This is a genomic window from Rahnella sp. RFA10(1/100) (genome assembly GCF_004195115.1).
GTDB classification, from domain to species: domain Bacteria; phylum Pseudomonadota; class Gammaproteobacteria; order Enterobacterales; family Enterobacteriaceae; genus Rahnella; species Rahnella perminowiae.
The window spans coordinates 1-25,081 of sequence record NZ_SEWR01000009.1; the positions used below are offsets into that span (position 1 = coordinate 1).

General features: G+C 52.6%; 27 protein-coding genes, 1 tRNA gene and 1 rRNA gene. 25 read left to right on the top strand and 4 right to left on the bottom strand.

Features of this window, described 5'->3' with window-relative positions:
- Positions 1-4 precede the first annotated feature (4 nt).
- The 20 genes from rrf to dkgB all read left to right on the top strand — a co-directional run bounded on the left by rrf (position 5) and on the right by dkgB (position 15,925).
- Positions 5-120, top strand: a 5S ribosomal RNA gene (rrf, locus tag ETV65_RS20950).
- 98 nt (positions 121-218) lie between these two features.
- Positions 219-295 (top strand) — tRNA-Asp (locus ETV65_RS20955).
- 431 nt (positions 296-726) lie between these two features.
- The gene (locus ETV65_RS20960) at positions 727-1,452 is read left to right on the top strand and encodes a beta-ketoacyl synthase chain length factor (protein WP_129955008.1); all 726 of its coding nucleotides are present in this window, start codon (positions 727-729) and stop codon (positions 1,450-1,452) included.
- Positions 1,452-2,264, top strand: coding sequence for a lysophospholipid acyltransferase family protein (locus ETV65_RS20965; RefSeq protein WP_129955138.1), 813 nt, complete (start codon positions 1,452-1,454; stop codon positions 2,262-2,264). The genes ETV65_RS20960 and ETV65_RS20965 overlap by 1 nt, the downstream gene beginning before the upstream one ends.
- Before the next feature lie 3 nt (positions 2,265-2,267).
- On the top strand, positions 2,268-2,525 hold the full coding sequence (locus ETV65_RS20970; RefSeq protein ID WP_129955009.1) for a phosphopantetheine-binding protein: 258 nt from the start codon (positions 2,268-2,270) through the stop codon (positions 2,523-2,525).
- Positions 2,526-2,535: 10 nt separating this feature from the next.
- Positions 2,536-2,790 (top strand): acyl carrier protein, encoded by a 255-nt coding sequence (locus tag ETV65_RS20975; RefSeq protein WP_129955010.1) that lies wholly within the window; start codon positions 2,536-2,538, stop codon positions 2,788-2,790.
- Positions 2,791-2,810: 20 nt separating this feature from the next.
- Positions 2,811-3,401, top strand: coding sequence for a hypothetical protein (locus ETV65_RS20980; protein ID WP_129955011.1), 591 nt, complete (start codon positions 2,811-2,813; stop codon positions 3,399-3,401).
- Complete coding sequence (locus tag ETV65_RS20985; protein WP_238486003.1) at positions 3,368-4,747, top strand: AMP-binding protein; 1,380 nt, start codon at positions 3,368-3,370, stop codon at positions 4,745-4,747. Before ETV65_RS20980 ends, ETV65_RS20985 begins: the two co-directional genes overlap by 34 nt.
- Positions 4,744-5,088 carry a hydroxymyristoyl-ACP dehydratase gene (locus ETV65_RS20990; RefSeq protein ID WP_129955012.1) on the top strand — a complete coding sequence of 115 codons (345 nt, stop codon included), beginning with the start codon at positions 4,744-4,746 and terminating at the stop codon, positions 5,086-5,088. The genes ETV65_RS20985 and ETV65_RS20990 overlap by 4 nt, the downstream gene beginning before the upstream one ends.
- Complete coding sequence (locus tag ETV65_RS20995; protein WP_129955140.1) at positions 5,085-6,800, top strand: glycosyltransferase family 2 protein; 1,716 nt, start codon at positions 5,085-5,087, stop codon at positions 6,798-6,800. The genes ETV65_RS20990 and ETV65_RS20995 overlap by 4 nt, the downstream gene beginning before the upstream one ends.
- A gap of 1 nt (position 6,801) precedes the next feature.
- Positions 6,802-7,245: a thioesterase family protein gene (locus ETV65_RS21000; protein ID WP_129955013.1), complete on the top strand. Its 444-nt coding sequence runs from the start codon at positions 6,802-6,804 to the stop codon at positions 7,243-7,245.
- Positions 7,242-7,847, top strand: coding sequence for an outer membrane lipoprotein carrier protein LolA (locus tag ETV65_RS21005; RefSeq protein WP_129955014.1), 606 nt, complete (start codon positions 7,242-7,244; stop codon positions 7,845-7,847). Before ETV65_RS21000 ends, ETV65_RS21005 begins: the two co-directional genes overlap by 4 nt.
- Entirely contained in the window at positions 7,837-10,143 is a 2,307-nt protein-coding gene (locus tag ETV65_RS21010) for an MMPL family transporter (protein WP_129955015.1), read from the top strand. The genes ETV65_RS21005 and ETV65_RS21010 overlap by 11 nt, the downstream gene beginning before the upstream one ends.
- Entirely contained in the window at positions 10,140-10,715 is a 576-nt protein-coding gene (locus ETV65_RS21015; protein ID WP_129955016.1) for a DUF3261 domain-containing protein, read from the top strand. Before ETV65_RS21010 ends, ETV65_RS21015 begins: the two co-directional genes overlap by 4 nt.
- A gap of 1 nt (position 10,716) precedes the next feature.
- Positions 10,717-11,889 (top strand): beta-ketoacyl-[acyl-carrier-protein] synthase family protein, encoded by a 1,173-nt coding sequence (locus tag ETV65_RS21020; protein ID WP_129955141.1) that lies wholly within the window; start codon positions 10,717-10,719, stop codon positions 11,887-11,889.
- On the top strand, positions 11,886-12,365 hold the full coding sequence (locus ETV65_RS21025; protein ID WP_129955017.1) for a hotdog family protein: 480 nt from the start codon (positions 11,886-11,888) through the stop codon (positions 12,363-12,365). Before ETV65_RS21020 ends, ETV65_RS21025 begins: the two co-directional genes overlap by 4 nt.
- A complete protein-coding gene (locus ETV65_RS21030; protein WP_129955018.1) occupies positions 12,362-13,093 on the top strand; it encodes a 3-ketoacyl-ACP reductase FabG2 in 732 nt (243 codons plus the stop codon). Before ETV65_RS21025 ends, ETV65_RS21030 begins: the two co-directional genes overlap by 4 nt.
- Positions 13,090-14,319 carry a beta-ketoacyl-ACP synthase gene (locus ETV65_RS21035; protein ID WP_129955019.1) on the top strand — a complete coding sequence of 410 codons (1,230 nt, stop codon included), beginning with the start codon at positions 13,090-13,092 and terminating at the stop codon, positions 14,317-14,319. The genes ETV65_RS21030 and ETV65_RS21035 overlap by 4 nt, the downstream gene beginning before the upstream one ends.
- A 2-nt stretch (positions 14,320-14,321) precedes the next feature.
- Positions 14,322-15,008: a 4'-phosphopantetheinyl transferase superfamily protein gene (locus tag ETV65_RS21040; protein ID WP_129955020.1), complete on the top strand. Its 687-nt coding sequence runs from the start codon at positions 14,322-14,324 to the stop codon at positions 15,006-15,008.
- 113 nt (positions 15,009-15,121) lie between these two features.
- The gene (gene dkgB / locus ETV65_RS21045; RefSeq protein ID WP_129955142.1) at positions 15,122-15,925 is read left to right on the top strand and encodes a 2,5-didehydrogluconate reductase DkgB; all 804 of its coding nucleotides are present in this window, start codon (positions 15,122-15,124) and stop codon (positions 15,923-15,925) included.
- 41 nt (positions 15,926-15,966) lie between these two features.
- Here dkgB and yafC read toward each other — a convergent pair whose 3' ends face one another.
- On the bottom strand, positions 15,967-16,863 hold the full coding sequence (gene yafC / locus ETV65_RS21050; RefSeq protein ID WP_129955021.1) for a DNA-binding transcriptional regulator YafC: 897 nt from the start codon (positions 16,861-16,863) through the stop codon (positions 15,967-15,969).
- Between the two features lie 106 nt (positions 16,864-16,969).
- Here yafC and ETV65_RS21055 point away from each other — a divergent pair, with 106 nt between their 5' ends.
- Positions 16,970-18,145 carry an MFS transporter gene (locus ETV65_RS21055; RefSeq protein ID WP_129955022.1) on the top strand — a complete coding sequence of 392 codons (1,176 nt, stop codon included), beginning with the start codon at positions 16,970-16,972 and terminating at the stop codon, positions 18,143-18,145.
- 194 nt (positions 18,146-18,339) lie between these two features.
- Complete coding sequence (locus tag ETV65_RS21060; protein WP_129955023.1) at positions 18,340-19,140, top strand: endonuclease/exonuclease/phosphatase family protein; 801 nt, start codon at positions 18,340-18,342, stop codon at positions 19,138-19,140.
- Between the two features lie 86 nt (positions 19,141-19,226).
- Here the strand turns inward: ETV65_RS21060 and mltD are convergent, their stop codons facing one another.
- Positions 19,227-20,612 (bottom strand): murein transglycosylase D, encoded by a 1,386-nt coding sequence (gene mltD / locus ETV65_RS21065; protein ID WP_129955024.1) that lies wholly within the window; start codon positions 20,610-20,612, stop codon positions 19,227-19,229.
- A gap of 69 nt (positions 20,613-20,681) precedes the next feature.
- A complete protein-coding gene (gloB, locus tag ETV65_RS21070; RefSeq protein WP_129955025.1) occupies positions 20,682-21,437 on the bottom strand; it encodes a hydroxyacylglutathione hydrolase in 756 nt (251 codons plus the stop codon).
- Positions 21,438-21,480: 43 nt separating this feature from the next.
- Between gloB and ETV65_RS21075 the strand changes: the two genes are divergently transcribed.
- Positions 21,481-22,206 carry a class I SAM-dependent methyltransferase gene (locus tag ETV65_RS21075; protein WP_129955026.1) on the top strand — a complete coding sequence of 242 codons (726 nt, stop codon included), beginning with the start codon at positions 21,481-21,483 and terminating at the stop codon, positions 22,204-22,206.
- Positions 22,207-22,347: 141 nt separating this feature from the next.
- Here ETV65_RS21075 and rnhA read toward each other — a convergent pair whose 3' ends face one another.
- A complete protein-coding gene (gene rnhA, locus ETV65_RS21080; protein ID WP_129955027.1) occupies positions 22,348-22,815 on the bottom strand; it encodes a ribonuclease HI in 468 nt (155 codons plus the stop codon).
- 271 nt (positions 22,816-23,086) lie between these two features.
- On the opposite strand from rnhA, the gene aguB reads away from it, so the two are divergent.
- A complete protein-coding gene (aguB, locus tag ETV65_RS21085; RefSeq protein ID WP_129955028.1) occupies positions 23,087-23,971 on the top strand; it encodes an N-carbamoylputrescine amidase in 885 nt (294 codons plus the stop codon).
- 3 nt (positions 23,972-23,974) lie between these two features.
- Positions 23,975-25,060 (top strand): agmatine deiminase, encoded by a 1,086-nt coding sequence (gene aguA, locus ETV65_RS21090; RefSeq protein WP_129955029.1) that lies wholly within the window; start codon positions 23,975-23,977, stop codon positions 25,058-25,060.
- Positions 25,061-25,081 lie beyond the last annotated feature (21 nt).

Sequence of the window (25,081 nt, forward strand, 5' to 3'; positions counted from 1 at the left end):
TTTGCCTGGCGGCACTAGCGCGGTGGTCCCACCTGACCCCATGCCGAACTCAGAAGTGAAACGCCGTAGCGCCGATGGTAGTGTGGGGTCTCCCCATGCGAGAGTAGGGAACTGCCAGGCATCAAATTAGTAAAGAACGTGTTCCTTTTCCCCTGACAAGGAAAATAACAGGAACAAACAGGCATCAGCCGGTTGCTGATGCGTGTGAAAGAACCGGTGGAGCGGTAGTTCAGTTGGTTAGAATACCTGCCTGTCACGCAGGGGGTCGCGGGTTCGAGCCCCGTCCGTTCCGCCAATTATTGCATAGTCCCTGAATCGAAAGGTTCAGGGACTTTTTGCATTTGTATCCTGGTGAAAATGCCAATAAAACCTCTTATCTTTCTGGGATATATTTTATTATCTCACGGATTCACGTTTATCTGATCTGCGCTCCTTTCAGGATTTAATTCTGAGAGAGTAATTAATATTAGAAGTATTATATTTTACTTAATATGATGACTGATTGTTTGAATCCGACAGGAAATAAGGCTGGCCGGATATCGAAAAAATACTTCGTATCAACTTGAAAAATTTCGCTTTTCAGATAACTCTCCATGTATCCAAAAAACTCATAATAAACCAGCACTAAAATTCTTAATGAAGTTTACTAAGTTGTCAGATTACAGATGCAAGTTTCAATAAAATATCATAAAGTCTCAATTTGGCAGAATCACTAAGATAATCATTATGAAATTCTCACTGGATATAGTGGACTGGCGGGCTGTGGCTCCGGGAGTCGATAGTTGTGAGCACTGGATCCAGTGGGCTCGGTGCTCAGACATAAATACATTTTCCGGCGCAAACCCTAAAAGCCAGCAAATTCCCATGATGTCTGCACGACGAATGAGTATCGGCAGTCGTTTTGCTGTGGATTCCGGGCTTGCGTTGCTCGTCAATAACAACGTAGATGCTGCAATTTTTACCAGTCGTCATGGTGAACTGGAGAAAACGGGGCGAATTTTGCATTCCCTGGCCGGGGGAGAGGCTTTATCTCCGACTGAATTCTCCATGTCAGTACATAATACCGCCGCGGGTTGGCTTACCATTATTAGCAAAAATCCGTTGCCGGTAACCTCGTTAACGGCCGGTAAAGACAGCTTTCATCAGGGAATGCTGGAAGCTCAGTCAATGCTGGCAACGGGGGCTTCCCGCGTTATGTTGGTTGATTTTGATGGTGAAATTCCTGATATATACAACGAATCGGTAAATTCTGAGTTTCTCCCTTACGCCGTAGCAATAATATTAACTGCTGGCGATACCTTGAAGTGTCAGCGTATTTCGTTGTCGGGTGAGGATATGAATCCAGAACTTCCGCAGAGTTTGCAATTTCTGCGTGGCTATCTTTCCTCCTCTCCTTTATTCCATATCAGTGTAGATAATCGCCATAGCTGGCAGTGGGTTCGTAATCTGTGATGAGAGAAACGTTAGTGCCCGAAGAAAAGTCTTCCGCAGCTAATTGTATCTGGCGGTGGTTAGCAACCGGATTCTTTTTCGCACTTTTCGGAATTGGCGGGCTGTTGCTTTCTATTATCTGGTTTAATCTGTTGCGACTTATCATCCGGCAACCTGAAAGATTGCACAGAATGACACTCAACAGCATTCGTAATAGTTTCAGGTTCTTCCTGAGTGGATTACGGAGGGTGGGAGTGATGGATTACCGGTTTATCGGTGATGAGAAATTTCAGCAAGATGCCGGCTGTCTGATAGTGGCGAATCATCCCAGTCTGCTTGATTATGTGATTCTGGCGTCGCGTATGCCTCGTTGTGACTGCATCGTCAAACAAGCTTTGCTGCAAAACCCATTCTTAAGCGGAGTGATAAAAGCGGCGGGTTACCTGATTAACACTGGCTCTGATGCTTTGTTGCAGGCCTGTGAAACCCGTTTGCAAGCAGGCGGTACGCTGTTAGTTTTCCCGGAAGGGACACGTTCCTTGCCTGGAAAACCGATGATACTGCAGCGTGGTGCCGCTAACATTGCGCTGAGGGCAGGATGTGATGTCAGAATTGTCCATATTTCATGTCAGCCGCCAATGCTGACAAAAAAGGGGAAATGGTACGAAATTCCCCGGGTAAAACCTCAGTTTGTGATTACCGTTGCCGATAAGGTAAAGGCTGAAGACTTTTTAGATGAAAGCGATCTTTCACCTGCCCTGGCTGCACGGCGATTGACACAGCATTTGTGCACTGAGTTGATGCGCAGTAATACGCAAAATAACGAGAAATAAGTCATGGATTCATTAAGTAACGACATAAAAGTACTTATCATTGAGACGCTAAATCTGGAGGGGATGGCGCCAGATGAGATAGAGACACAGGCTCCGCTTTTTGGTGACGGATTAGGGCTGGATTCTATTGATGCCCTAGAGCTTGGTCTGGCGTTAAAGAAGCAATACGGTGTGATCCTTTCGGCGGAAAGTCAGGAAATGCGTGAGCATTTTTATTCTGTTGAAAGTCTGGCCAGATTTATATCAGCACAGCGTGGTTAAAGAGATTCCTATGCAGAAGCAAGAAATTTACCAGCAGATTAGCGCGTTATTAATCAAGCTATTTGAAATCAATGAAGATGATATCCGGCCGGATGCAAAGCTCTACGAGGATCTGGAATTAGACAGCATTGATGCTGTTGATCTGGTGGTTCACTTGCAGAAAATCACTGGCAGAAAAATTAAGCCTGAAATGTTTAAATCTGTTCGTACCGTTCAGGATGTCGTTGATGCCATAGATGAATTACTTAATTCCCCCGCTTCCTAATATGGGCGGATATCTTTTTTATGGATAAAACCCGGCGCTTCTCATTTCCTCTGGTTACGAAGATGGCCAGTTGGGCGATGCCAGTGGCGGTGATTGCTTATCCGCTGGTTGTATGGTGCGGTTTAAAAACGTGGGGAATTCGCATCCTGGCGCCCGTACTGATGGCGATCTTTATTCTGCGTTTACTGACTTTTCGCGGGAAGTTATCCCAGTTAACTTTTTTCGGAAAAGCGATTGCAGTTGCAGGGATTGTACTGGTCGGCACCAGCATTTTATTACGCGAAACATCGATGCTGTTGTATTACCCCGTCGCGGTAAATCTTTTATTGCTCGGATTATTTTTCAGTTCATTACGCGCCAGCCAAACGCTGGTTGAGCGTATTGCACGGCTGGATGAACCCGATTTACCGCCGGAAGGGGTGGTTTACACACGTCGTGTGACCCAGGCCTGGTGCATTTTCTTTGTGTGTAACGGAGCATTGGCTTTATATACCTGCCTGAAAGGCGATATGGCTTTATGGGCTCTTTATAACGGCGGGATCAGTTATCTGCTGATTGGCTTATTAATGGGTATTGAATGGATAGTCAGAAAGCGTCTGCGACACCCATGACGCAGCGAATGTGCGAATGGCTAAGCGCGGGAAGAGCAGACGAACATCTGGTTGCCTGGAGCGAAAGCCGGGAGTGGTGTCAGCGTGATTTCCGGCATGATGTCTTATCTCTGCTGACTCATATCAGCGCGACATCGCATTCCCGCTGGGCATTGTGCCTTGAAGATAACTATTCATTTGCCGTGGCACTGCTGGCGGTGCTTTACAGCGGTCATACACCCGTTTTACCCGGTCATTTTCGGCCCGCTGTTCTGGCCGGGCAACGTGATGAGTTCGATGCGTTAATCACCGATCTTCCTTTGCAGATTGATTGCCCTATTCTTCGTTTTCCCTTCTCAGCAGATCAACCGTTAACAGCTTTGCCCGAATGGCCGGAAAACGCCGTACTGATTTTATTCACCTCCGGTTCGACCGGTAAATCGCAAAAAATAATCAAGCCGGTTTCTTGTCTGGAACTGGAGAGTCAGTGGCTTTGCACACACTGGGGGGAGCAATGCGCAGATGCACGCTTTGTCGCCACCGTGGCGCCGCATCATATGTATGGTCTCAGTTTCGCTTTCATGTTGCCCCTGACTCTTGGGCGACCTTTTGCGGCGAAAAGGGTGGAGTATCACGAACAGTTACACTCGCTTGCCAGAGAGAATGCCTTGGTTCTGACCAGCAGCCCGGCCTTTCTTAAACGACTTGATATGGCTTTGGAGCCCGCAAATCTCCGGCATGTCTTTTCTGCCGGAGGCCCGCTGAGTCATGACACCGCGTTACGGGTGGAAAATATTTGTGGCTGCCGGCCGACTGAAATCTATGGCACGACTGAAAGCGGCATCGTCGCCTTCCGTACGCAACATCAGCCGGAAGCAGCCTGGACTCTTTTTGATAATCTCGAATTCTCACCACTGGCTGATGGCAATATCGCCCTGATTTCTCCGCTGATCCCGCAACCGGATGGCATGATCCTCAGTGATAAAATTCAGCTGTTGAATGCCGATCAACGTCAGTTTCTTCTTTTAGGCCGTAAGGATCGGATCGTTAAAATTGCAGAGCAGCGGATCTCACTGACTGAAATTGAGCAACGTTTGTGTGCGATGGATCTGTTAAGCGACGCCAGCGTACTGACGCTTGAAAAACAGGGGCGACTTTATGTTGCAGCCGTGCTGGTTTTAAGTCAGGTCGGCGAGCAGTTATTCCAGGTGCAGGGGCAGGCCGTACTGCTTGGGCAGATCCGCGGGATCTTGCGTGACTGGCTATCTCCGGTTTCTATGCCGCGATACTGGCGCTTTGCACCTGCGATTCCTCTTAACCAGCAAGGCAAACGCGCGACTGCTGAATTACAGGAAATGTTTTTATGATCCTGCCTGACATGCTGCATCGGCAACGCGCCAGCGACACCAGTCTGCTTCTCACGCTCCGGTTACCTGCGGATTTATTCTGGTTCAAAGGCCATTTCCCGTCGTCTCCGATTTTGCCTGGCGTGACACAGGTCAATTGGGTCATGGGTTACGCTGAAGAACTTCTTAGTCTGGATAAAGCATTTTCCGGCATGGAAGTGGTGAAATTCCAGCGACCGCTGTTGCCTGAAGAAATTGTGAATTTGCAGATCGACTGGCTTAAAGAAAAACAACGGCTGGTATTTCGTTACAGTGTGGGTCAGGCGATCGCCAGCAGCGGGAAAATCACCTTATGTCCATGACGCCGTCAGCCTCTTTTTCTCCCTGTCTGATTATTCCCTGTTACAACCATGGACCGATGATGGCGGGTGTGCTGGAAAGTCTCCGGCCATTCGGTTTGCCCTGCATTGTGGTTGATGACGGCAGTGACCTGCAGACAGCAGAAGAGTTGCAGCATCTGGAGAGTCTGACGCCGTGGATGAGCCTGACGCGGCTCACTGTAAACCAGGGGAAAGGCGGGGCTGTGATGGCGGCGCTGCGGCTGGCCGCCGGAAAGGGGTTTACGCACGCCTTACAGGTGGATGCCGACGGACAGCATCAGCTTTCAGACGTTCCTGCGATGCTGGCTGAAGCCAGAAGTTATCCGGATTGCCTGATCTCCGGACAGCCGGTTTACGATGACAGTGTGCCGAAATCACGCCTTTATGGCCGCTATATCACCCATTTCTGGGTGTGGATCGAGACACTGTCATTTTCAGTAAAAGACAGTATGTGTGGATTCCGCGTCTATCCCCTCAGACCCTGCCTGCAACTGATGGCAAAAAAAAACCTGGGTTTGCGGATGGATTTCGATACGGAAATTATGGTGCGTCTTTACTGGCAAGGCACACGCAGCCGCTTCCTGCCCACGCGGGTGACTTATCCTGAAGATGGCCTCTCGCATTTTGATGCCGTGAAGGACAACCTGCAGATTTCGTGGATGCACACGCGGCTGTTTTTTGGCATGTTGCGACGCATTCCTTATTTGCTGAAGCAGCGGAAAAATCGTCCCGAACACTGGTCCTCGACGCAGGAACGTAAAGGGTTGTGGGGCATTCGCCTGATGTTATCGGTTTACCGGACGCTGGGATACAACGCCTTTCGTCTGTTGCTTTATCCGGTCATCACCTATTTTTGGCTCACCGGCCACAAACAGCGCAATGCCTCTGCCCGCTGGCTGGAGCGTGTGCGCGTGACGGCTGCACATCGCCATATTCCCCTGCCTTATCCGCTGAGCACTTTCCGGCATTTCATGCGGTTTGGTGAATCTATGCTGAGCAAACTGGCGAGCTGGCAGGGCGATAAAACACTGACTGATGCGGTACTGGTCAATCCCGACATTTGCGAATCTCATATTACCTCCGGGCGAGGCACGCTGATCCTTGCCTCACATTTAGGTGACATCGAATCATGTCGGGCAATAGGTTCACTCAGTCATCGCATCACCGTAAATGCGCTGGTCTTTACAGAACATGCCGAGCGGTTCAATCAGGTAATGAAAGAGATTAATCCGCAGGCCGTGGTGAATCTGATCCAGGTTAACCAGATGGGGCCGGAGACCGCGATTTTATTGCAGGAAAAACTTGATGCCGGTGAGTGGGTGGCGATTGTCGGCGACCGCACCTCTGCCAGTCATCATCAGCGTGGTGAACATTCCCGCATGATTTACAGCGAGTTTATGGGCAAAACTGCCGCATTCCCGCAGGGACCCTTTATTCTGGCTGCTGCGCTACGCGCACCCGTTATGCTGATGTTTGGCATCATGCAGCAAAAGCGGTTGCATATTTATTGTGAGTCTTTTGCCGATCCTCTGATCCTGCCGCGTGCCAACCGCCTGCCTGCGTTACAGGCCGCAGTCGATCATTATGCCGCACGGCTTGAGCATTACAGCCTGCTGGCACCTCACGACTGGTTCAATTTTTATGATTTCTGGCAGCATCCCGCAGATGTCGCCTCTGACAGGAAACCTGAATGATATGACTTCCAAACTTGATCCGCGTTTTAACGATCCGCGATTTTCTACCTGCGTTGAAATCACGGTTCCTTTCCACGACGCAGATGCCATGGGCGTGGTCTGGCATGGCAACTATTTCCGTTATCTGGAAATTGCGCGCGAGCAGCTACTCAAGCAATTTGATTACGGTTATCGTCAGATGCAAGCATCAGGTTATGTCTGGCCGATTGTTGATACCCGCGTGAAATATATTGCGCCGCTGCTCTTTGAACAGCGTATTGCCGTTCATGCACAGCTGGAGGAAATCGAAAACCGTCTGCGCATCGGCTATCAGATTTACGATATCGAAAGCGGTAAACGTACAACGACAGGCTATACGTTGCAGGTCGCAGTGGACGCTGTCTCCAAAGAAATGTGTTTTGTCTCGCCGCAGGTTCTTTTCGATAAAACAGGAGTCAGCCTGTGAAGGTCTTACTGCTACTGGCTCTGACGATTTTCAGCGTCACAGCTAACGCTGTGACGCTGGAGGAATTACAACAGCGCTTCAGCCAGGTGCCGGTACTCCGTGCTGAGTTTGCGCAGCAAAGAACCATCAGCGGGATGGCACAACCGCTCAATTCCAGCGGGAATCTGCTGATTGCCCGGCAGCAAGGGCTGTGGTGGCAACAGGAAAAACCGTTCACCCTGACATTATTGCTGACTGAAAACCGCATGGTGCAAATCATGGCGGGGCAATCTCCGCAGGTGGTTACGGCGGACACCAATCCGCAGATGTTCCAGTTTAATTCATTGCTTAGCGCACTGTTTCACGCTGACCAACGGGCGCTCGGACAGAACTTCTCGCTTAATTTTACTGATCTGGGTAAAGGCGCCTGGACGCTTGTTCTGACACCAAAGGTCTCACCGCTGAACCGTCTGTTCCGCAGCATTACGCTCAGTGGCGAAACCTTCCTGAACAATATCGATATTAATGATATGCAGGGCGATGCCACGCATATTCGTTTCTTCAATCAGAAGACCACACCCGCCACGCTGACTGATGCAGAGAAACGCCATTTTGCCTCCTGATCTTCATCGAAAACTGGCGCAAAGCTGGCTGCTGATTATTGCGCTGCTGGTTGCAGCGCTGTTCTGGTTGTTACCACGCAGCCAGATTAACAGCAGCGTGCTGGCGCTGTTGCCGCAGCAACAGGAAACCCCTATTCCACAGGCATTGTCTGACGGCTTTACTCAGCGGCTGGATCGCCAGCTGATGTGGCTGGTCAGCCCTCCGCCGGGTGCCGGTATTCAGCCCGCCGCTGACTGGCTGAAGCAGTTGCAGGCGCTGCCAGAACTGAGTCAGGTGCAGGGACCGATGGACGTTCAGCGTCAGCAGGAGTGGGGCACTTTCTTCTTCAGGCATCGTAACGCCTTGCTTGATGATGCCACCCGTCAGCGTCTGACGGCAGGCGCGGAGACACAAAGTCAGTGGATCCTCGGTCAGGTGTATTCCGCCTTTTCCGGCGTCAGCGGCAAAGAGCTGGCGAATGATCCGTTATTGCTGGTCCGTGCCTCGCAGATGGCACAGCAGCAGAACAGCGGCGGCATGATGCTGGAACAAGGTTGGCTGATGGCCCGCGATCAACATGGCCGCAACTGGTTCATGGTACATGGCGAGCTGAAAGCATCTTCCTATGACATCACGTCGGCTAAACAAACCGTGGCGGCTCTTGGTGCGGCGAAAGAGGCTTTTGAAGCACGCTGGCCGGGTGCAAAAGTGCTTGAGCGCGGCACGATTTTCTACAGCAATTATGCCAGCCAGCAGGCTGAGCACGATCTTTCCACGATTGGTGCGGCGTCAGTCACCGGCGTGTTTATACTGATCTTACTGATGTTCCGTTCGGTTCTGCCGATGCTGCTCAGTTTACTTTCAATCGCCATCGGCGCACTGTCAGGCACGGTATTGACCCTGTGGGTATTTGGTGAAATCCACGTGATGACACTGGTGCTCAGCACCAGCATTGTCGGTATTTCTGCAGACTACACACTTTACTTCCTGACCGAACGTCGGGTGCATGGCGACTCCTGCACACCGCTGGAAAGTCTGAAAAAACTGTTCCCTGCATTATCAATGGCGCTGCTTACCACGGTGGTGGCCTATCTGATGTTACTGATTGCACCATTTCCGGGTTTGCAACAGCTGGCAGTTTTTGCCGCTGCCGGGTTGAGCGCCGCCTGTATCACCGTGATGTGCTGGTATCCGTATCTGTCGAAGCGTTTACCGGTCGGCCCCGCACCTGGGCTGGCGATTATCATGCGCTGGTTGCTGGCATGGCGCAGCCGCAAAGCGGTACGCATCGGTCTGCCATTACTGATATTAGTGCTGGTAGCGGCCGGAATTTCACGGCTGAAAATCAACGATGACATTGCGGATCTTCAATCTCTTCCGGCCGGTTTACAACAGCAGGAACAGCAGATTGCTGCACTGACCGGACAAACTAACGATCAGAAATGGCTGGTGGTCTACGGTGACAGCGCCGAGCAGACGCTGCAACGACTTGAAACATTGCGGCCCGCGCTCATCCAGGCGAGAGATAAAGGCGTAATTGACGGTTTCCGGGCGATAAACCTGTCTTCGCAAGCCCGGCAGCAGCGGGATTTATCTCTGCTACGCCTGCGTGCGCCGCAAATTATTGCACAGTTGCAGCAGGCGGGGATCACGGTGGCGGAACCGGATCTCAGTGCGCAGACGGTTGATGTGCCGGAATGGCTTAATAGCACAGTCAGTGAAGGCTGGCGTTTATTGTGGTTGTCCTTACCGGACGGGCGCAGCGCCACCCTTATTCCGGTGAATGGTGTGCATGACAGCGCCGCCATGGTGGCGCTGTCGGCGTCTGTACCGGGAACCGGCTGGATCGATCGCAAAACTGAATTCAGCGGTCTCTTCTCTCAGTACCGTATTTATCTGACCGGGTTGCTGGCCCTCGCCGTGGCGGTCATTGCGATCATTTATCTCTGGCGTTTTCGCCTGCCCCACGGGTTTATTTGTCTGATTCCGACCTTACTTTCCCTCGGGATGGGTGTCGCGGCGCTGGGCTTTAGTGGCCATAATCTTAATCTGTTCTCCCTGCTGGCACTGATTCTGGTTCTGGGGATCGGCATCAATTACACCCTGTTTTTCACCAATCCACGCGGCACACCGACGACGTCCATGTTTGCCATTTTTATGGCCGCCGTTACCACGCAGCTGACTTTCGGTATGCTGGTTTTCAGTTCAACACAAGCCATCAGTAGTTTCGGCATAGTACTAAGCTTTGGCATATTAACGGCATTTCTGTTGTCACCCCTGACTCTGCCGGCCAAAAAACGAGGACGTAAAAAATGACCCGGTTTAGGCTGCCTGCGCTGGCCCTGTTGATTTTTATGCTGGGCGGGTGTGTGACAAATCCCCCTTCAGATACACAGCCACAAGCCTGGCTGAAACGCGGCGTGCAGGTGAAATTACCCGCACCCACCCTGGATAAACCGGTCAGTCAGCAGCAGTTACTGACGGCCACGGTGAAAGGTAAACAACAGTCCTTGCTGGTCCTGCTCAATGCTGACGGAAAATCGTTACAGCTTGCCGGGCTTTCTCCTCTGGGGATCCGGCTGTTCAAAGTGGTCTACGATCAGACAGGGATCCACACTGAACAGACGATGAAAATTGATGGTTTACCTCCAGCAAATCAGGTTCTTGCCGATATTATGTTGAGCTACTGGCCGGCGCAGAGATGGCAACCCCTGTTGCCAGCAGGCTGGAAACTTGACGATCAGCCGCTGCGCCGCACGTTACTGGATAACGAAGGCAACACGATCACCCGCATTGACTATCTGCCACAGGGCCGCGGACGTCGGCCGGTGTCGATCACGCAGATGGCGTTTCACTATCAGATAACTATCCGGAATGTGGGTGACTAACATGATTTACTTTTCGGCCGTCGGCATGGTGAACGCGCTGGGAAACAACAATGCGCAAATCGCTGCCAGCCTGAAATCAGGCTTTGCGCCGGGAATGTCGTTGCAGGAAGGCTGGCTGACAGAGGAACGGCCCGTCTGGCTCGGTGCGGTGACCGGCGAACTGCCTGCGATCTCCGGCTCTTTGTCAGCGCACCACAGCCGCAACAACCAGTTGCTGTTGGCTGCGCTGGCGCAGATTGACCCCCAGGTGCAGGCGGCTGTCAGCCGGTACGGACGCGATCGCGTCGCGGTCATTATGGGTACCAGTACATCGGGCATTGCTGAAGGCGAAAACGCGGTGCGTCATCTTCACCGGCATGGGAAATTCCCGCAGGGCTACGATTACCAGCAACAGGAGCTGGGCGATCCTTCACAGTTTATGGCGGAACTGCTGGATCTCAGTGGTCCGGCTTATACCTTATCCACGGCCTGCTCATCCAGCGCGAGAGCGATTATCAGCGGGAAGCGCCTGATCGACGCCGGGCTGGCCGACGCCGCCCTGGTGGGTGGCGCTGACAGCCTGTGCCGGATGCCAGTGAACGGCTTCAACAGCCTGGAATCTTTATCCCGCGGGCGCTGTACGCCGTTCGGGCAAGACCGGGATGGCATTAATATTGGTGAAGCCTCGGCGCTGATCCTGCTGACCCGTGAGCCCGCAGACGTCGCTTTACTGGGCACGGGCGAGTCGTCCGATGCGTGGCATATGTCTGCACCGCATCCGGAAGGCCTCGGGGCTGAACGGGCAATTCATATGGCACTGGCGCAGGCCGGGCTGAGTGCGGCAGACATCGGTTATATTAACGCCCACGGTACCGCGACACCTCTTAACGATCAGGCGGAAGCCGCCGTCATACATCGGTTATTTGGCAACCAGACACCGTGCAGTTCGACCAAGCATCTCACCGGCCATACGCTGGGTGCGGCTGGCGCGACAGAGGCGGCGCTGGGCTGGCTGATCCTGACACAAAATCTCAAACTGCCGTCACAGGATTTCAGCCTTACACCACGCGATAGCCGTTTGCCGGATATACGGCTGGTACAAAAAGACGAAGCGCTGGCGAAGCCCGTTATCCTTTCAAACTCGTTTGCCTTTGGCGGGAATAATGCCTGCATTCTGATCGGGAGGCCGTCATGAGCATGCTCAGCGCGGGCCAATATCTGCCGCATGAATCACCCATGGTCTTACTGGATAAGGTCATTAGTGTCACAGCAGAGACCGCGCTGTGCAGCGTTGTGGTGTCCGAAAACAGTGTGCTGGCACCGTTTCTTAATGAGCGGGGCGCATTGCCCGCGTGGTATGCGATCGAACTGATCGCGCAAACTGTCGGTGTCTGGAGCGGCTGGCACGGCGCGCAAAGTGGCGAACCGCCGCAGGTGGGCATGTTGTTGGGCGGCAGGGCTTTGAAAACCAGCGTGCCGGAATTCGCGGCAGGCAGTGAATTATTCATCAGCGTCTTAATGGTGTTGTGCGATGAAAAACTCGCCAGCTTCGAAGGCGTGATCTGCATTAAACAAGAAAAAGATAACCTGCAGGTTGCAAAAGGAAGGCTGAATACCTACCAGCCAGACAAGGACGAACTCATTAAATTAATACAGGGGAAACAGGAATGATGCGTTCGGTATTAGTGACCGGTGCCAGCAAAGGGATCGGCAAAGCCATTGCGAGTCAGTTAGCCGCTGATGGTTTTTTTGTTGTCATTCATTACCACAGCGATAAAGCAGGGGCAGAAAATACCCTGCAAAACATCACTGACAACGGCGGCAGGGGGCGAATTGTGCAGTTTGATATCAGCAACCGCCAGCAGTGTCGGGACGTGATTGACGCTGATATTGAGGCGCATGGCGCGTACTACGGCGTGATCAATAATGCCGGGATCACCCGTGACGCGGCATTCCCGGCACTGACCGACGAGGACTGGGACGGTGTGATCCACACTAATCTCGACAGTTTCTACAATGTCTTACAGCCCTGTGTGATGCCGATGATCGGCTTGCGTCAGGGCGGGCGTATTATCGCGCTTTCCTCGGTTTCCGGCATTACGGGGAATCGTGGACAGGTTAACTACAGTGCGGCCAAAGCCGGTATTATCGGTGCCTGCAAAGCATTGTCACTGGAACTGGCGAAACGCAAAATCACCGTAAACTGCATTGCGCCGGGCTTGATCGACACCGGCATGCCTGACATGGAAAAACCGGCGCTCGATGCCGCAATGAGCATGATTCCGCTCAGGCGGATGGGCCGGGCGGAAGAAGTCGCCGGACTGGCAAGCTATCTGATGTCAGATATCGCCGGTTATGTGACCCGTCAGGTGATCTCCATCAACGGAGGCCTGATATGACCCGGCGTGTAGTCATTACCGGCATGAAAGGCATAACAGCGTTCGGTAACCATTGGGACGAGATTTCCGTCCGCCTTCAACAGGGTAAAAACGCTGTCCGCCACATGGATGAATGGCTGATTTATCAGGGGCTGAACACACATCTGGGCGCACCGGTGGATGATTTTGTTATCCCGGCGCATTACACCCGCAAGCGCATCCGTTCAATGGGGCGCGTGTCCTTGCTGTCAACCCGTGCGGTGGAGCTGGCGCTGGAGCAGGCCGGTCTGCTGGAAGACACGATTCTTACTGACGGCGAAACCGGTATTGCCTTCGGTTCATCGACCGGCAGCACCGGCCCGGTCAGCGAATTTGCAACCATGCTGACGGAAAAGCATACCAACAACATTACCGGTACGACTTACGTACAGATGATGCCGCACACCACGGCGGTGAATGCAGGCCTGTTCTTCGGCCTGAAAGGGCGCGTGATCCCGACGTCCAGCGCCTGTACGTCGGGCAGCCAGGCCATCGGTTATGCCTATGAGGCCATTAAACACGGTTATCAGACGGTGATGGTGGCTGGCGGTGCGGAAGAACTTTGCCCGTCAGAAGCTGCCGTGTTTGATACGCTGTTTGCCACCAGTCAGCAAAACGAACACCCTGAACTGTCGCCGCGCCCGTTTGATATGCAGCGTGATGGCCTGGTGATCGGCGAAGGTGCCGGGGCGTTGATCCTCGAGTCACTGGAGCATGCACAGGCGCGCGGCGCGAAGATTTACGCCGAGATTGTGGGTTTTGCTACCAACTGCGATGCGGCGCATATCACTCAGCCGCAGCAATCAACGATGCAGATTTGTATTGAAAAAGCGCTGAAAAATGCCGGTATTCCTGCTTCCGAAATCGGGTATATCAGTGCGCATGGTACGGCCACCGATCGCGGTGATATTGCGGAAAGCCATGCGACTGCTGCGGTGTTTGGCAATCAGACACCTATTTCGTCGCTGAAAAGCTACTTTGGCCATACGCTCGGTGCCTGCGGCGCGCTGGAAGCGTGGATGTCGCTCGAAATGATGCGCGAAGACCGCTTCGTACCGACCATAAATCTGACGCAACCGGATCCGCTTTGCGGTGAACTCGACTACGTGATGGGCGAATCGCGCCATATTCAGACTGAATTTATTCAGTCGAATAACTTTGCCTTCGGCGGAATTAATACCTCTTTAGTTTTCCGTCGCTGGCCTTAACGATGAACCGGGCGCAGCTCATTACGGCGTCGCTGGATGACAACTTTTCATTGTCACGTGTGCCCGCGCAATGGCTAATGAAAAGTGAAGGAATGAATCCTGCCCGCCGCCAGCAATGGTGCGCGGGCCGGGCGCTTCTGGCCGAAGCGCTGTCAGTTTTCAGTGGTTGTGACAACTTACCCGCCATGCAGATTTCCGCGCAGGGAAAACCGTATTTTGCGGACGCCTCCCTGCCACACTTTTCTCTCAGCCACAGTAAACATCATCTGCAACTGCTGCTGTGTCCGGCGGGCGAAGACGGCGGCGATGTGGAGCAAATTCGCCCGCGCCGGCGTTATCTTGACGTGGCACGCGCAGCATTCAGTGATATCGAATGTCAGTGGCTGGTGGAACAGGCCGACCCGCAGACGGCGTTCTGGCAGTTGTGGTGTCTGCGTGAGGCATGGCTCAAACAGCAGGGTGGAAGTGTGTGGCAGATGGGCCGGATCCGCCTCGAACCGGGCCATCAGCGTTTTACTGCTGAATCTTCAGCGGACTGCCGTTTATGGTTCGCTGCGGATGGAAACGTGATGCGGGCGCTGGCGTTGCCTGCGGGCGTTTCTGAGGTAGAGGAATACAAGGTTGATGCTGCTTCCGGCGGTTTTCTCCGGCAGGTTTCACTGCCCTGGGCCCGCTTTTCCCCCTCCTGATTATTGCACTCTGGTCAAAAGTCTTCTGGCGATACGGTCGTTTTTATCCATGAATGCGCAGTCCATACTCTCTCCACGATTTATCCTCCAGAAAAATTTAAAGAGAGAACATGATGAGTATTCCTGCCTTCGGTTTGGGGACATTCCGCCTGAAAGATGAAGTGGTAAAAGCGTCTGTTGCCACCGCCGTTGAACTGGGTTATCGCGCCATTGATACCGCGCAGATTTATGACAACGAAGCTGCGGTGGGTGAGGCACTGGCTGAAAGTGGCGTTGCGCGTGAAGCGCTCTATATCACCACCAAAATCTGGATTGAAAATCTCGCTGCTGACAAACTCATCGACAGTCTGCAAGAAAGCCTGCGCAAACTGAAAACGGATTATGTTGACCTGACCCTGATCCACTGGCCGTCCCCGAATCAGGCCGTCAGCGTAGCAGAAACGATGCACGCGCTGGTTGAGGCGAAAAAGAGGGGACTGACACGTGAGATCGGTATTTCCAACTTTACCGTGGCGCTGATGCAGGAAGCGATCGACGCGGTGGGCGCGGATCAGATTGCGACCAACCAGATCGAACTGTCGCCGTTTCTGCAAAACCAGACCGTGGCAGATTACGCCCGCCGGAACGGTATCGCCGTGACATCTTATATGACGCTGGCTTATGGCGATGCGTTAAAAGATACGACGATTATCGAGATTGCCGCCCGACATCACGCAACGCCTGCTCAGATCGTTCTGGCCTGGGCATTGCAACTGGGTTACGCGGTGATCCCCTCGTCGACCCGACGCGAAAACCTGCAAAGCAACCTGCTGGCACAACAACTGACGCTGACAGAGGCCGATATGCAGCAAATTGCGGCGCTTGAACGCAATGGCCGACTGGTCAGCCCTGAGGGTCTGGCGCCTGCGTGGGATTGATGTCTTTGCTCCTTTTCCTTCACCGGGGAGGGAGCCAATGTTTAAACCCCGCGGGTTCCCAGCTTTTCACTGAGAAAATCAATAAAGCACCGGATCCGCGTGCTGACGGTTTGATCGCTGTAATACACCGCATGCAGCGGCATGGCGATGCGCATAATGTCCGGCACCAGCAGTTTCACCAGGTCACCTCGCGCCACATCTTCATCGGTCATAAAATCCGACAGACAGGCAATGCCATTACCTTGCAAACACAGCCTGCGCAGCGTTTCCCCGCTTCCTGAACTGATAAAGGGGGTGACCGTCAGTTGCTGACCATCGGCGCACAGCAGCGGCCATTTATTCAGCGCTATCACTTCGTTAAAGCCCAGGCAACGGTGATCCAGCAAATCATCGGCGCTTTGCGGTGTTCCCCATTTTTTCAGATATGCCGGCGAAGCCAGCACGCTGCGATAACTCAGCATCAGTTTGCGGGCCCGCAGGCTGGAATCTTCAAGCTCACCGACGCGGATCGCCACATCCACTTTATGATCGATCAGATTGATATTGCTCTCCGACGAGAACAGTGCCAGTGACATCTTCGGGAAACGTTCGGTAAATTCCGCCACCAGCGGCGAAATGACATGTAAAATGACCGGTGTTGCGGCATCGATGCGCAACAGCCCCTGAGGATCGTCGCGGTTCTCCAGTAAATCATCTTCAGCCGCCGCCATTTCATGCAGGATTTTTTGTACCCGGACAAAATAGCGCTCGCCTTCATGTGTCAGGCTGATCTGACGTGTGGTGCGGTTGAGCAGGGTAATGCCCAGTTTTTGCTCCAGCCGTTTCAGCGTCCGGCTGACCACGGAATTATCCTGCCCCAGTTGTTCTGCGGCACGGCTGAAACTGCCACTTTCTACCACGGTCACAAACGTAATCAGCTCTTCAGAACTGGCTCGCATTGTTGTTACTCCGGCATAAATAAATTGATACTTTGGTTATTTATGTCATTTAAGCACAAGCCGATAATAGCCGCCATCAAATCGACATTCATGTGGAGTAAAGGTTATGCCGCTTGCATTATTAGCACTGACCATCAGTGCATTTGCTATAGGAACAACAGAGTTTGTTATTGTCGGGCTGGTGCCGACTATCGCGCAGCAACTGGGCGTTTCTGTCCCGTCCGCCGGTTTGCTGGTGTCCATTTATGCTCTCGGCGTGGCGACTGGCGCACCGGTTCTGACCGCGCTGACTGCCCGCGTGCCGCGTAAAGCGTTACTGATAGGCCTGATGGTGCTGTTTACGCTGGGCAACCTGCTGGCGTGGCAGTCACCGAATTACAGCACGCTGGTGATAGCCCGCCTGCTGACCGGCCTGGCGCATGGCGTTTTCTTCTCAATTGGCTCGACCATTGCCACCAGTCTGGTGGCAAAAGAAAAAGCCGCTTCTGCGATTGCGCTGATGTTTGGCGGTCTTACTGTTGCGCTGGTGACCGGTGTGCCACTGGGGACATTCATCGGCCAGCATTTTGGCTGGCGCGAAACCTTCCTCGCGGTGTCGCTGATTGGGGTTATCGCCATTATCGCCAGCGCGATCCTGGTACCGAATAACATCAAAAACAAACCGGCGGCGCGTATTGCTGATCAGGTAAAAGTGTTGATGAATCCGCGTCTGTTGCTAATTTACACGATTACCGCGCTGGGGTACGGCGGTGTATTCACCACCTTTACATTCCTTGCACCGATGATGCAGGAACAGGCTGGGTTCTCAGCCAGCATGGTGAGTTGGATCCTGCTGGCGTATGGTGTGTCAGTGGCCATCGGCAATATCTGGGGCGGCAAACTGGCTGACCGTCATGGTGCCGTTAAAGCGCTGACGATTATTTTTGCCGCCCTCACCGTGCTGTTGCTGATTTTCCAGTTCACTTCAGGTTTCGGTATTCCGGCGCTGATCACGCTGCTGGTGATGGGGGTTTTCGCCTTCGGCAACGTACCGGGATTGCAGGTTTACGTGGTGCAGAAGGCCGAAGAGGTGACGCCAAATGCCGTCGATGTGGCTTCCGGACTGAATATTGCGGCCTTTAACGTCGGTATCGCCCTGGGGTCAGTGATTGGCGGGCAGGTGGTTTCTACCCTTGGCCTGGCGCAAACGCCGTGGATCGGTGCAATCATCGTGGCGGGTGCATTGCTGTTTACCCGCCTGAGCGGGCGTCTGGACCGCAAACCTACGACTTCGCTGGCCTGATTTTTCTTACATTCTGTGTCTGCACGGCTCGCCTCTGGCGGGCCGTTTTTATGAGTTATGCTAGCCTGTAGATGTGACCAGGATGTATACCAATGTAAACAGATTTGGTCTGAGCGTCTGCGGGCGTATACTGAACTTTCGCGTGGGAATCTCTCTCATAAAGCAACGATATAACGGGTAAACAGGCGATTAGCGTGCGGAAAAAAACATATGCAATGAGGTATGTCGCAGGTCAGCCCGCAGAGCAAATCTTTCCAGGAGTCCTCGCTCATTTGGGGCCAGATTTGCCACCGGGTGCTGCGCTGCCCAATTCGAATATTTTGCGCGTGATGGTGTGGAATATCTTTAAACAACAGCGTGCTGACTGGTTGTCAGTTCTGCGTGATTACGGCAAAGATGCGCAACTGGTTTTGCTTCAGGAAGCCCAAACCACCCCTGAGCTGATTCGTTTTGCGACTTCCAATTATCTGGCCGCCGATCAGGTACCGGCATTTATGCTGCCTCAGCACCCCTCTGGCGTGATGACACTCTCTGCAGCGCATCCGGTTTACTGTTGTCCGCTGCGTGAGCGTGAGCCGCTTCTCAGGCTGTCTAAATCGGCTTTAGTCACGGTGTATCCGCTTATCGATGGCCGTTTACTGATGGTAGTGAATATTCATGCGGTGAATTTCAGTATCGGAATCGACGTCTACAGCAAACAGCTGGATCCGATTGGCGAGCAGATTGCGAACCACAAAGGGCCGGTGATCATGGCCGGGGATTTCAATGCGTGGAGCAAACAGCGTATCAATGCCCTGTTTGGCTTTGCGGGAAATATCCATCTGGAGGAGGTTCGTTTTCCTGCTGATTACCGCAAGCGGGCGTTCGGCAGGCCGCTGGACTTTATCTTCTACCGTGACCTCAGCGTCACCAGCGCGTCTGTGATGGAAACGCGCGCCTCGGACCATAATCCGCTGCGGGTTGAATTCCTGGCAGGGCAGCCTCTGGTACAGTAACGCTTATTTCGCTGGTTAAAAAATGCAGACAAAAAAAAGCACCCGGCATATTCAGGGTGCTTTTTTATTGCCGCGACCTTTCACGATCAGGTATCAGGGCTCATTTTGTTGCTCAGGAACAACGTTAACTTGTTGCCCGGTTGCAGGTTGTCGGCATTCGTATTCCAGCGCATCACATCCTTGATGTTGACGCCGTGACGCCTGGCAATGCTCGACAATGAATCACCTTTACGTACCTGATAAGTGATACTGCCGCCATTGACACTGGTATCGCTGACGCTGTTATCCGCCACTTGCAGTGTTTGCCCAACTTTTAACGCGCCTGCTGAGCGCAAATTGTTCCAACGCTGTAAATCACGGGTCTTCACATTCAGCCGGGCTGCAATGCCAGATAAGCTGTCGCCGGAGCGAACCTTATACTGTTTTGCACCTGACGGAGTGTTGCTGGCCAGTTTGGTTTCCTGGACTGCGGCGATATCCCCATCAGCCAGTGAGTCTTTTAACTGGTCGGCATGCGCCTTCGGCAGAACAATGTAATGCGGGCCATTCGGCGCGGTCACATTTTTCTTATAGCCGGTGTTAAACGACTTGAGCTTGGTCAGGGACATGCCCGCCATCTCGGCCGCCTGTGTCAGTTGCATCTGTTGTCCGACTTCAACACGCGCCAGGGCACGGTCTTCACTCGGTTTCGGCAAGCTGATACCGTATTTCTTGCTGTGCTTGAGAATATCGCTAAGGGCTAACATTTTCGGCACATAAATCGATGTTTCACGTGGCAGCGCCAGCGCCCAGAAATCCGTTGAACGTCCCTTGGCTTTGTTCGCTTTCACCGCTTGCATGACACGGCCTTCACCGCTGTTGTACGCAGCAACGGTCAATAACCAGTCGCCACCAAACATCTTGTTCAGACGTTGCATCATATCAAGCGCAGCAGTCGTCGAAGCCACAACATCGCGGCGTCCGTCATACCACTGGTTTTGTTTCAAACCATAGTTTCGACCCGTTTGCGGCACAATCTGCCACAACCCTGCAGCGTTAGCTGATGAGGTTGCTTTGGGGTCAAAAGCGCTCTCCACTATGGGTAGCAGTACCAGTTCCATCGGCATATTACGTTTCTTAATCTGCTCGGTGATCCAGTACATGTACGGCTCTGCCCGTAATGTTACATCGTGGAGATAGCTCTTATTTTTTAAATATTTAACTCTTTGTTCGCGGATCCGGGGATTATCCGGAACCTTCATCTTCAGCTCGTCGCCTATGAAGTTCCACAAATTTTGTTGGGAGACGGCGTCGTTTCCATCCAGCCATCCCCCCGAGGCCGCACGGCCATCATCTGTGTACTGTCCTGCTTCACTTTGACTTGCTGAAGACAAACTCTGTGCATGTTGTTCCGGTACCTTCACGCCCTGCCTGGACGCCTGGCAACCTGTGAGCAACATGGAGGCGATTATTAAGATCGCGTTTGCCTTCATGTGTGTGTCATAGTTGCTTAAAAGACGAGCGATAATACTTTGCTTCGGAAAAAAACACAACCTTTGGGGCTAAAAGCTATCTTTGAGTGCCCTTAATCGGGCAAAAACCTGCCAGTCAGGTTTTAAGGGATCGTTAAGGTTTAATTTGTTTTGTAAATCAACGTCATCACATCGTAAAAAGAGATTAATTTTACGCTCAAGACCGAGGGTTGAAGGCAGGGAAGATTGTCCCTTTTCACGCATTTGTTGCACTTTGTGCTCATGAGAATGGATATCATCATCCTCAGGTAAAATAGCACGCGCAAACTTAAGATTTGAGAGAGTGTACTCGTGCGCAGCGCAGATTAATGTTTCATCGGGCAACGCCGCTAGCCGTTGAAACGACTGGTACATTTGCTCTGGCGTCCCTTCGAACAAACGGCCACATCCGGCGGAAAACATCGTGTCTCCACAAAAAAGATAAGGCGCGCTATAGTATGAAATATGACCAAGCGTATGACCTGGCGTAGCAAAGATCTGCCATTCCACACCGCCAATAACACATTTATCACCGTTTTTAAGACTAATCTGACGAAATTTATTCTCAGTTTCGTGAGGTCCGTACACTTTCAGACCCGGAAAATGGCTCGAAATCTCATCAACGCCTCCCACATGGTCGTGATGGTGATGTGTCAGAAGGATAGCTGTCGGGGTTAAATTCGCCTTTTTCAGTGCGGTTAAAACAGGGGCAGCTTCTCCGGGATCAACAATCACGCAATGTCCTTGCTGGTCATCGAGCATCCAAATGTAATTGTCCTGCAACGCAGGAATACTGATAAGATTCATGGCAACCTCTCTTTGGCAACTGCTTGAAAGAAGATAACAAACTATGCGACCAGCCCGCGCCCGTAAGACCATTGTTGCTCCGGCTTGCTGGGATGAGATCCCGTGCGGCGACTACTACCGTGCCGCGCTTGAGCAACAACTGCAACCCTGGTGGGGGAAACTCTACGGTTTCCACCTGTTGAAAATCGGCGCATTAAGTGCCGGAATCGATACGCAGGCTTGTCCAATCTCGCATCAGGTGAACTTCGCGCCCGAAGGCGAGGGGCTGCATGTGCGGGGGGATCCCTACTATTTGCCTTTCGCGGCAAAATCCGTGGATGCCTGCCTGCTCAGCCATACGCTGGCCTACGCGGACGACCCGCACCGTATTCTGCGTGAAGTCGATCGCGTACTGATTGATGATGGCTGGATGGTACTCAGCAGCTTTAATCCGCTCAGTCTGCTGGGGATAGGCAAACTGATGCCGCTCTTTCGTAAGCGTCAGCCGTACAGCAGTCGCCTGTTTACCCAAATGCGTCTGCTTGACTGGCTTTCGCTACTTAATTATGAAGTGATAGTGCACCGGCGTTTTCATGTTCTGCCGTGGAAAAAGAATGGCGGTAAATTACTGAGTACGCACCTTCCTGCACTGGGTTGCATGACGCTGATTATTGCCCGCAAACGGACCTTCCCGCTGACACCGACAGCGAAAAAAGTCACGGCGCAAAAGCAAAAAATCCCGCAGGCTGTGGGCGCGACGAAGAGTTACCGCAAAGAACACCGGGACTGACTGAGGCAGGAATTAACGAACAAGCTGAGGTCAGACAAGACGAAAACGGACGAAAAAACGCAGCTTATACCCGGTAGGTATGCATTTTATCACCGTTTTCAACCGTCCTTTTTCATCGCAGAATAGCCAGCGCGCAGCCGTTTAATTCTCCGCCTGATAGCCCACATCATCCAGGGTCGGATTTCCCGCTGCTTCTTTAGCCAGTACATCACAGCGTTCATTTTCAGGGTGTCCTGCGTGACCTTTCACCCACATCCATTTTAGTTCATGTGTCTGGATCGCGGCATCGAGACGCTTCCATAAATCGACGTTTTTTACCGGTTTCTTATCCGCGGTTTTCCAGCCACGTTTTTTCCAGTTGTGGATCCACGACGTGATCCCCTGGCGTACATACTGGCTGTCGGTGCTCAATGTCACTTCACACGGCGACGTCAGCGCTTCAAGCGCCACAATCGCCGCCATCATTTCCATACGGTTATTAGTGGTCAGACGGAAACCCGCACTGAACTCTTTTTCGTGTTGCTTGTAGCGTAAAATCGCACCAAAACCGCCGGGGCCCGGGTTACCCAGGCAGGAGCCATCGGTGAAAATCTCTACCTGTTTGGTCATTTCTGGCAGGCTCTGTCATCAAAAGTAAACGCCAAGTTTGACATAAACCGGCGTACCGGGCACAGCACTATCTTGGGGTATAACTGTCTGAAAGAGAGACGAAGAGGTGCCTTTGGTGCAGGTTATACAGGCATTCACCACTCTTTTGGCTGGAGAGCGCTGTCATTTGCAATATAATAGGAAAATGCAGAGTGCCAGTTCAAAACTCTGAGCGAGTCGAGCCTTTCATGGTTTTTTCACTGCCAATTTTTCAATGCTTTAAGGATGTCTGATGAGAAATGTAACGGTTTCTGCAACACAAATGAGCTGCAGCTGGGATCTGGAAAAGAATATTGTTAACGCCGAAAAGCTGGTTCGCCAGGCCCATAACCAGGGTGCGCAAGTTATTCTGATTCAGGAACTTTTTGCTGCGCCTTACTTCTGTATTGATCAGAGCCCTGAGCATTACAGTCTGGCGCAAGAACTGACTGACAGCCCGCTCATTCGTCATTTCTCCGCACTGGCAAAAGAACTGGAAGTGGTGCTTCCTCTGAGCTTCTTTGAGAAGTGCAATAATGCTTATTACAACTCGCTGGTCATGATTGATGCTGACGGCAGTGTGCTGGATGTCTATCGCAAAACGCATATTCCTAACGGACCGGCCTATCAGGAAAAACAATTTTTCATTCCGGGCGATACCGGTTTCAAAGTGTGGAACACCCGCTATGCGAAAATCGGCGTAGGCATCTGCTGGGATCAATGGTTCCCGGAAACCGCACGTTGCCTGGCATTGCAGGGTGCGGAAATCATCTTCTATCCGACGGCGATTGGTTCTGAACCGGCGTATCCGGAAATCGACAGCCAGCCACACTGGACCCGTGTTCAGCAGGGCCACGCTGCGGCTAACCTTGTGCCGGTGATTGCCTCTAACCGTATCGGCACGGAAAAAAGCAAATTTATTCCTGATTATGAAATGACCTTCTACGGCTCTTCCTTCATTGCTGATCAAACCGGTGCGCTGGTTGAACAAGCCAACAAAACCGACGAAGCTGTGCTGGTTCATACCTTTGATCTGGATGCTATCGCTGCACAACGCGCATCGTGGGGTCTGTTCCGCGACCGCCGTCCTGAAATGTATGGCGCCATCGCGACATCCGACGGTTCAACAAGGAAATAACTGATGTCTTCTATTGATATCAATCCTCAGGCTGAAGGTTTTGTGATGCCCGCTGAATGGGCCGCGCAGCAGGCTGTCTGGATGATCTGGCCTTACCGCACCGATAACTGGCGCTCCAACGGACGTCCGGCACAGCTGGCTTTCGCCAATGTGGCGGCAGCGATTGCGACTCAAACGCCAGTATTTATGGCGGTTCCGGCAGCAGAAATGGCCAACGCACGCGAAGTGATGCCGGCGCAGATTACCCTGGTGGAAATGGAAAGCGACGATGCCTGGATGCGTGATACCGGCCCGACGATTGTGGTCAATCCGCAAGGCGAGCGTCTGGCTATCGACTGGACATTCAATGCCTGGGGCGGCTTCAACGGCGGTCTGTATTCGAGCTGGGAACGCGATCAACGGGTTGCCCGTCAGGTGGCGAACTATCAGCACATTCCCTATGTGTCGACAGACCTGGTGCTGGAAGGGGGGTCCATTCATGTTGACGGCGAAGGCACCTTGTTGACCACCGCAGAATGCCTGCTCAATCCGAACCGTAATCCTCATCTTTCGAAAGCTGAAATAGAAGCGCAGTTGCAGAAATACCTCGGCGTGAAGCAATTTATCTGGCTGGAAGACGGCGTGTTCAATGACGAAACTGACGGGCACATCGACAACATGTGCTGCTTTGTTCGTCCGGGCGAAGTGGCGCTGCACTGGACTGACGACGAGCAAGATCCGCAATACGCGCGTTCTGCGGCGGCGTTGAAAGTGCTGGAAGCGGCGAAAGATGCTCAAGGTCGCAGCCTGAAAATCTGGAAAATGCCCTCACCTCCTGTCATGCATGCTACTGCGGAAGAAACTGTCGGCGTGTTGCCGGGCACGGCCATTGAGCGTGTGGAAGGCAACCGGCTTGCGGCGTCTTACGTCAATTACCTGATCAGCAATAACCACATCATCTTCCCGCTGCTGGATGCGACAACGGATCAGCAGGCCGGGAATTTACTGGCTGAAATGTACCCTGAGTACAAAATCACCGGCGTTCCTGCCCGTGAAATTTTGCTGGGCGGTGGTAACATCCACTGCATTACACAGCAAATCCCTGCGTAAGCTAAAGTGCCTGGCGCGAGA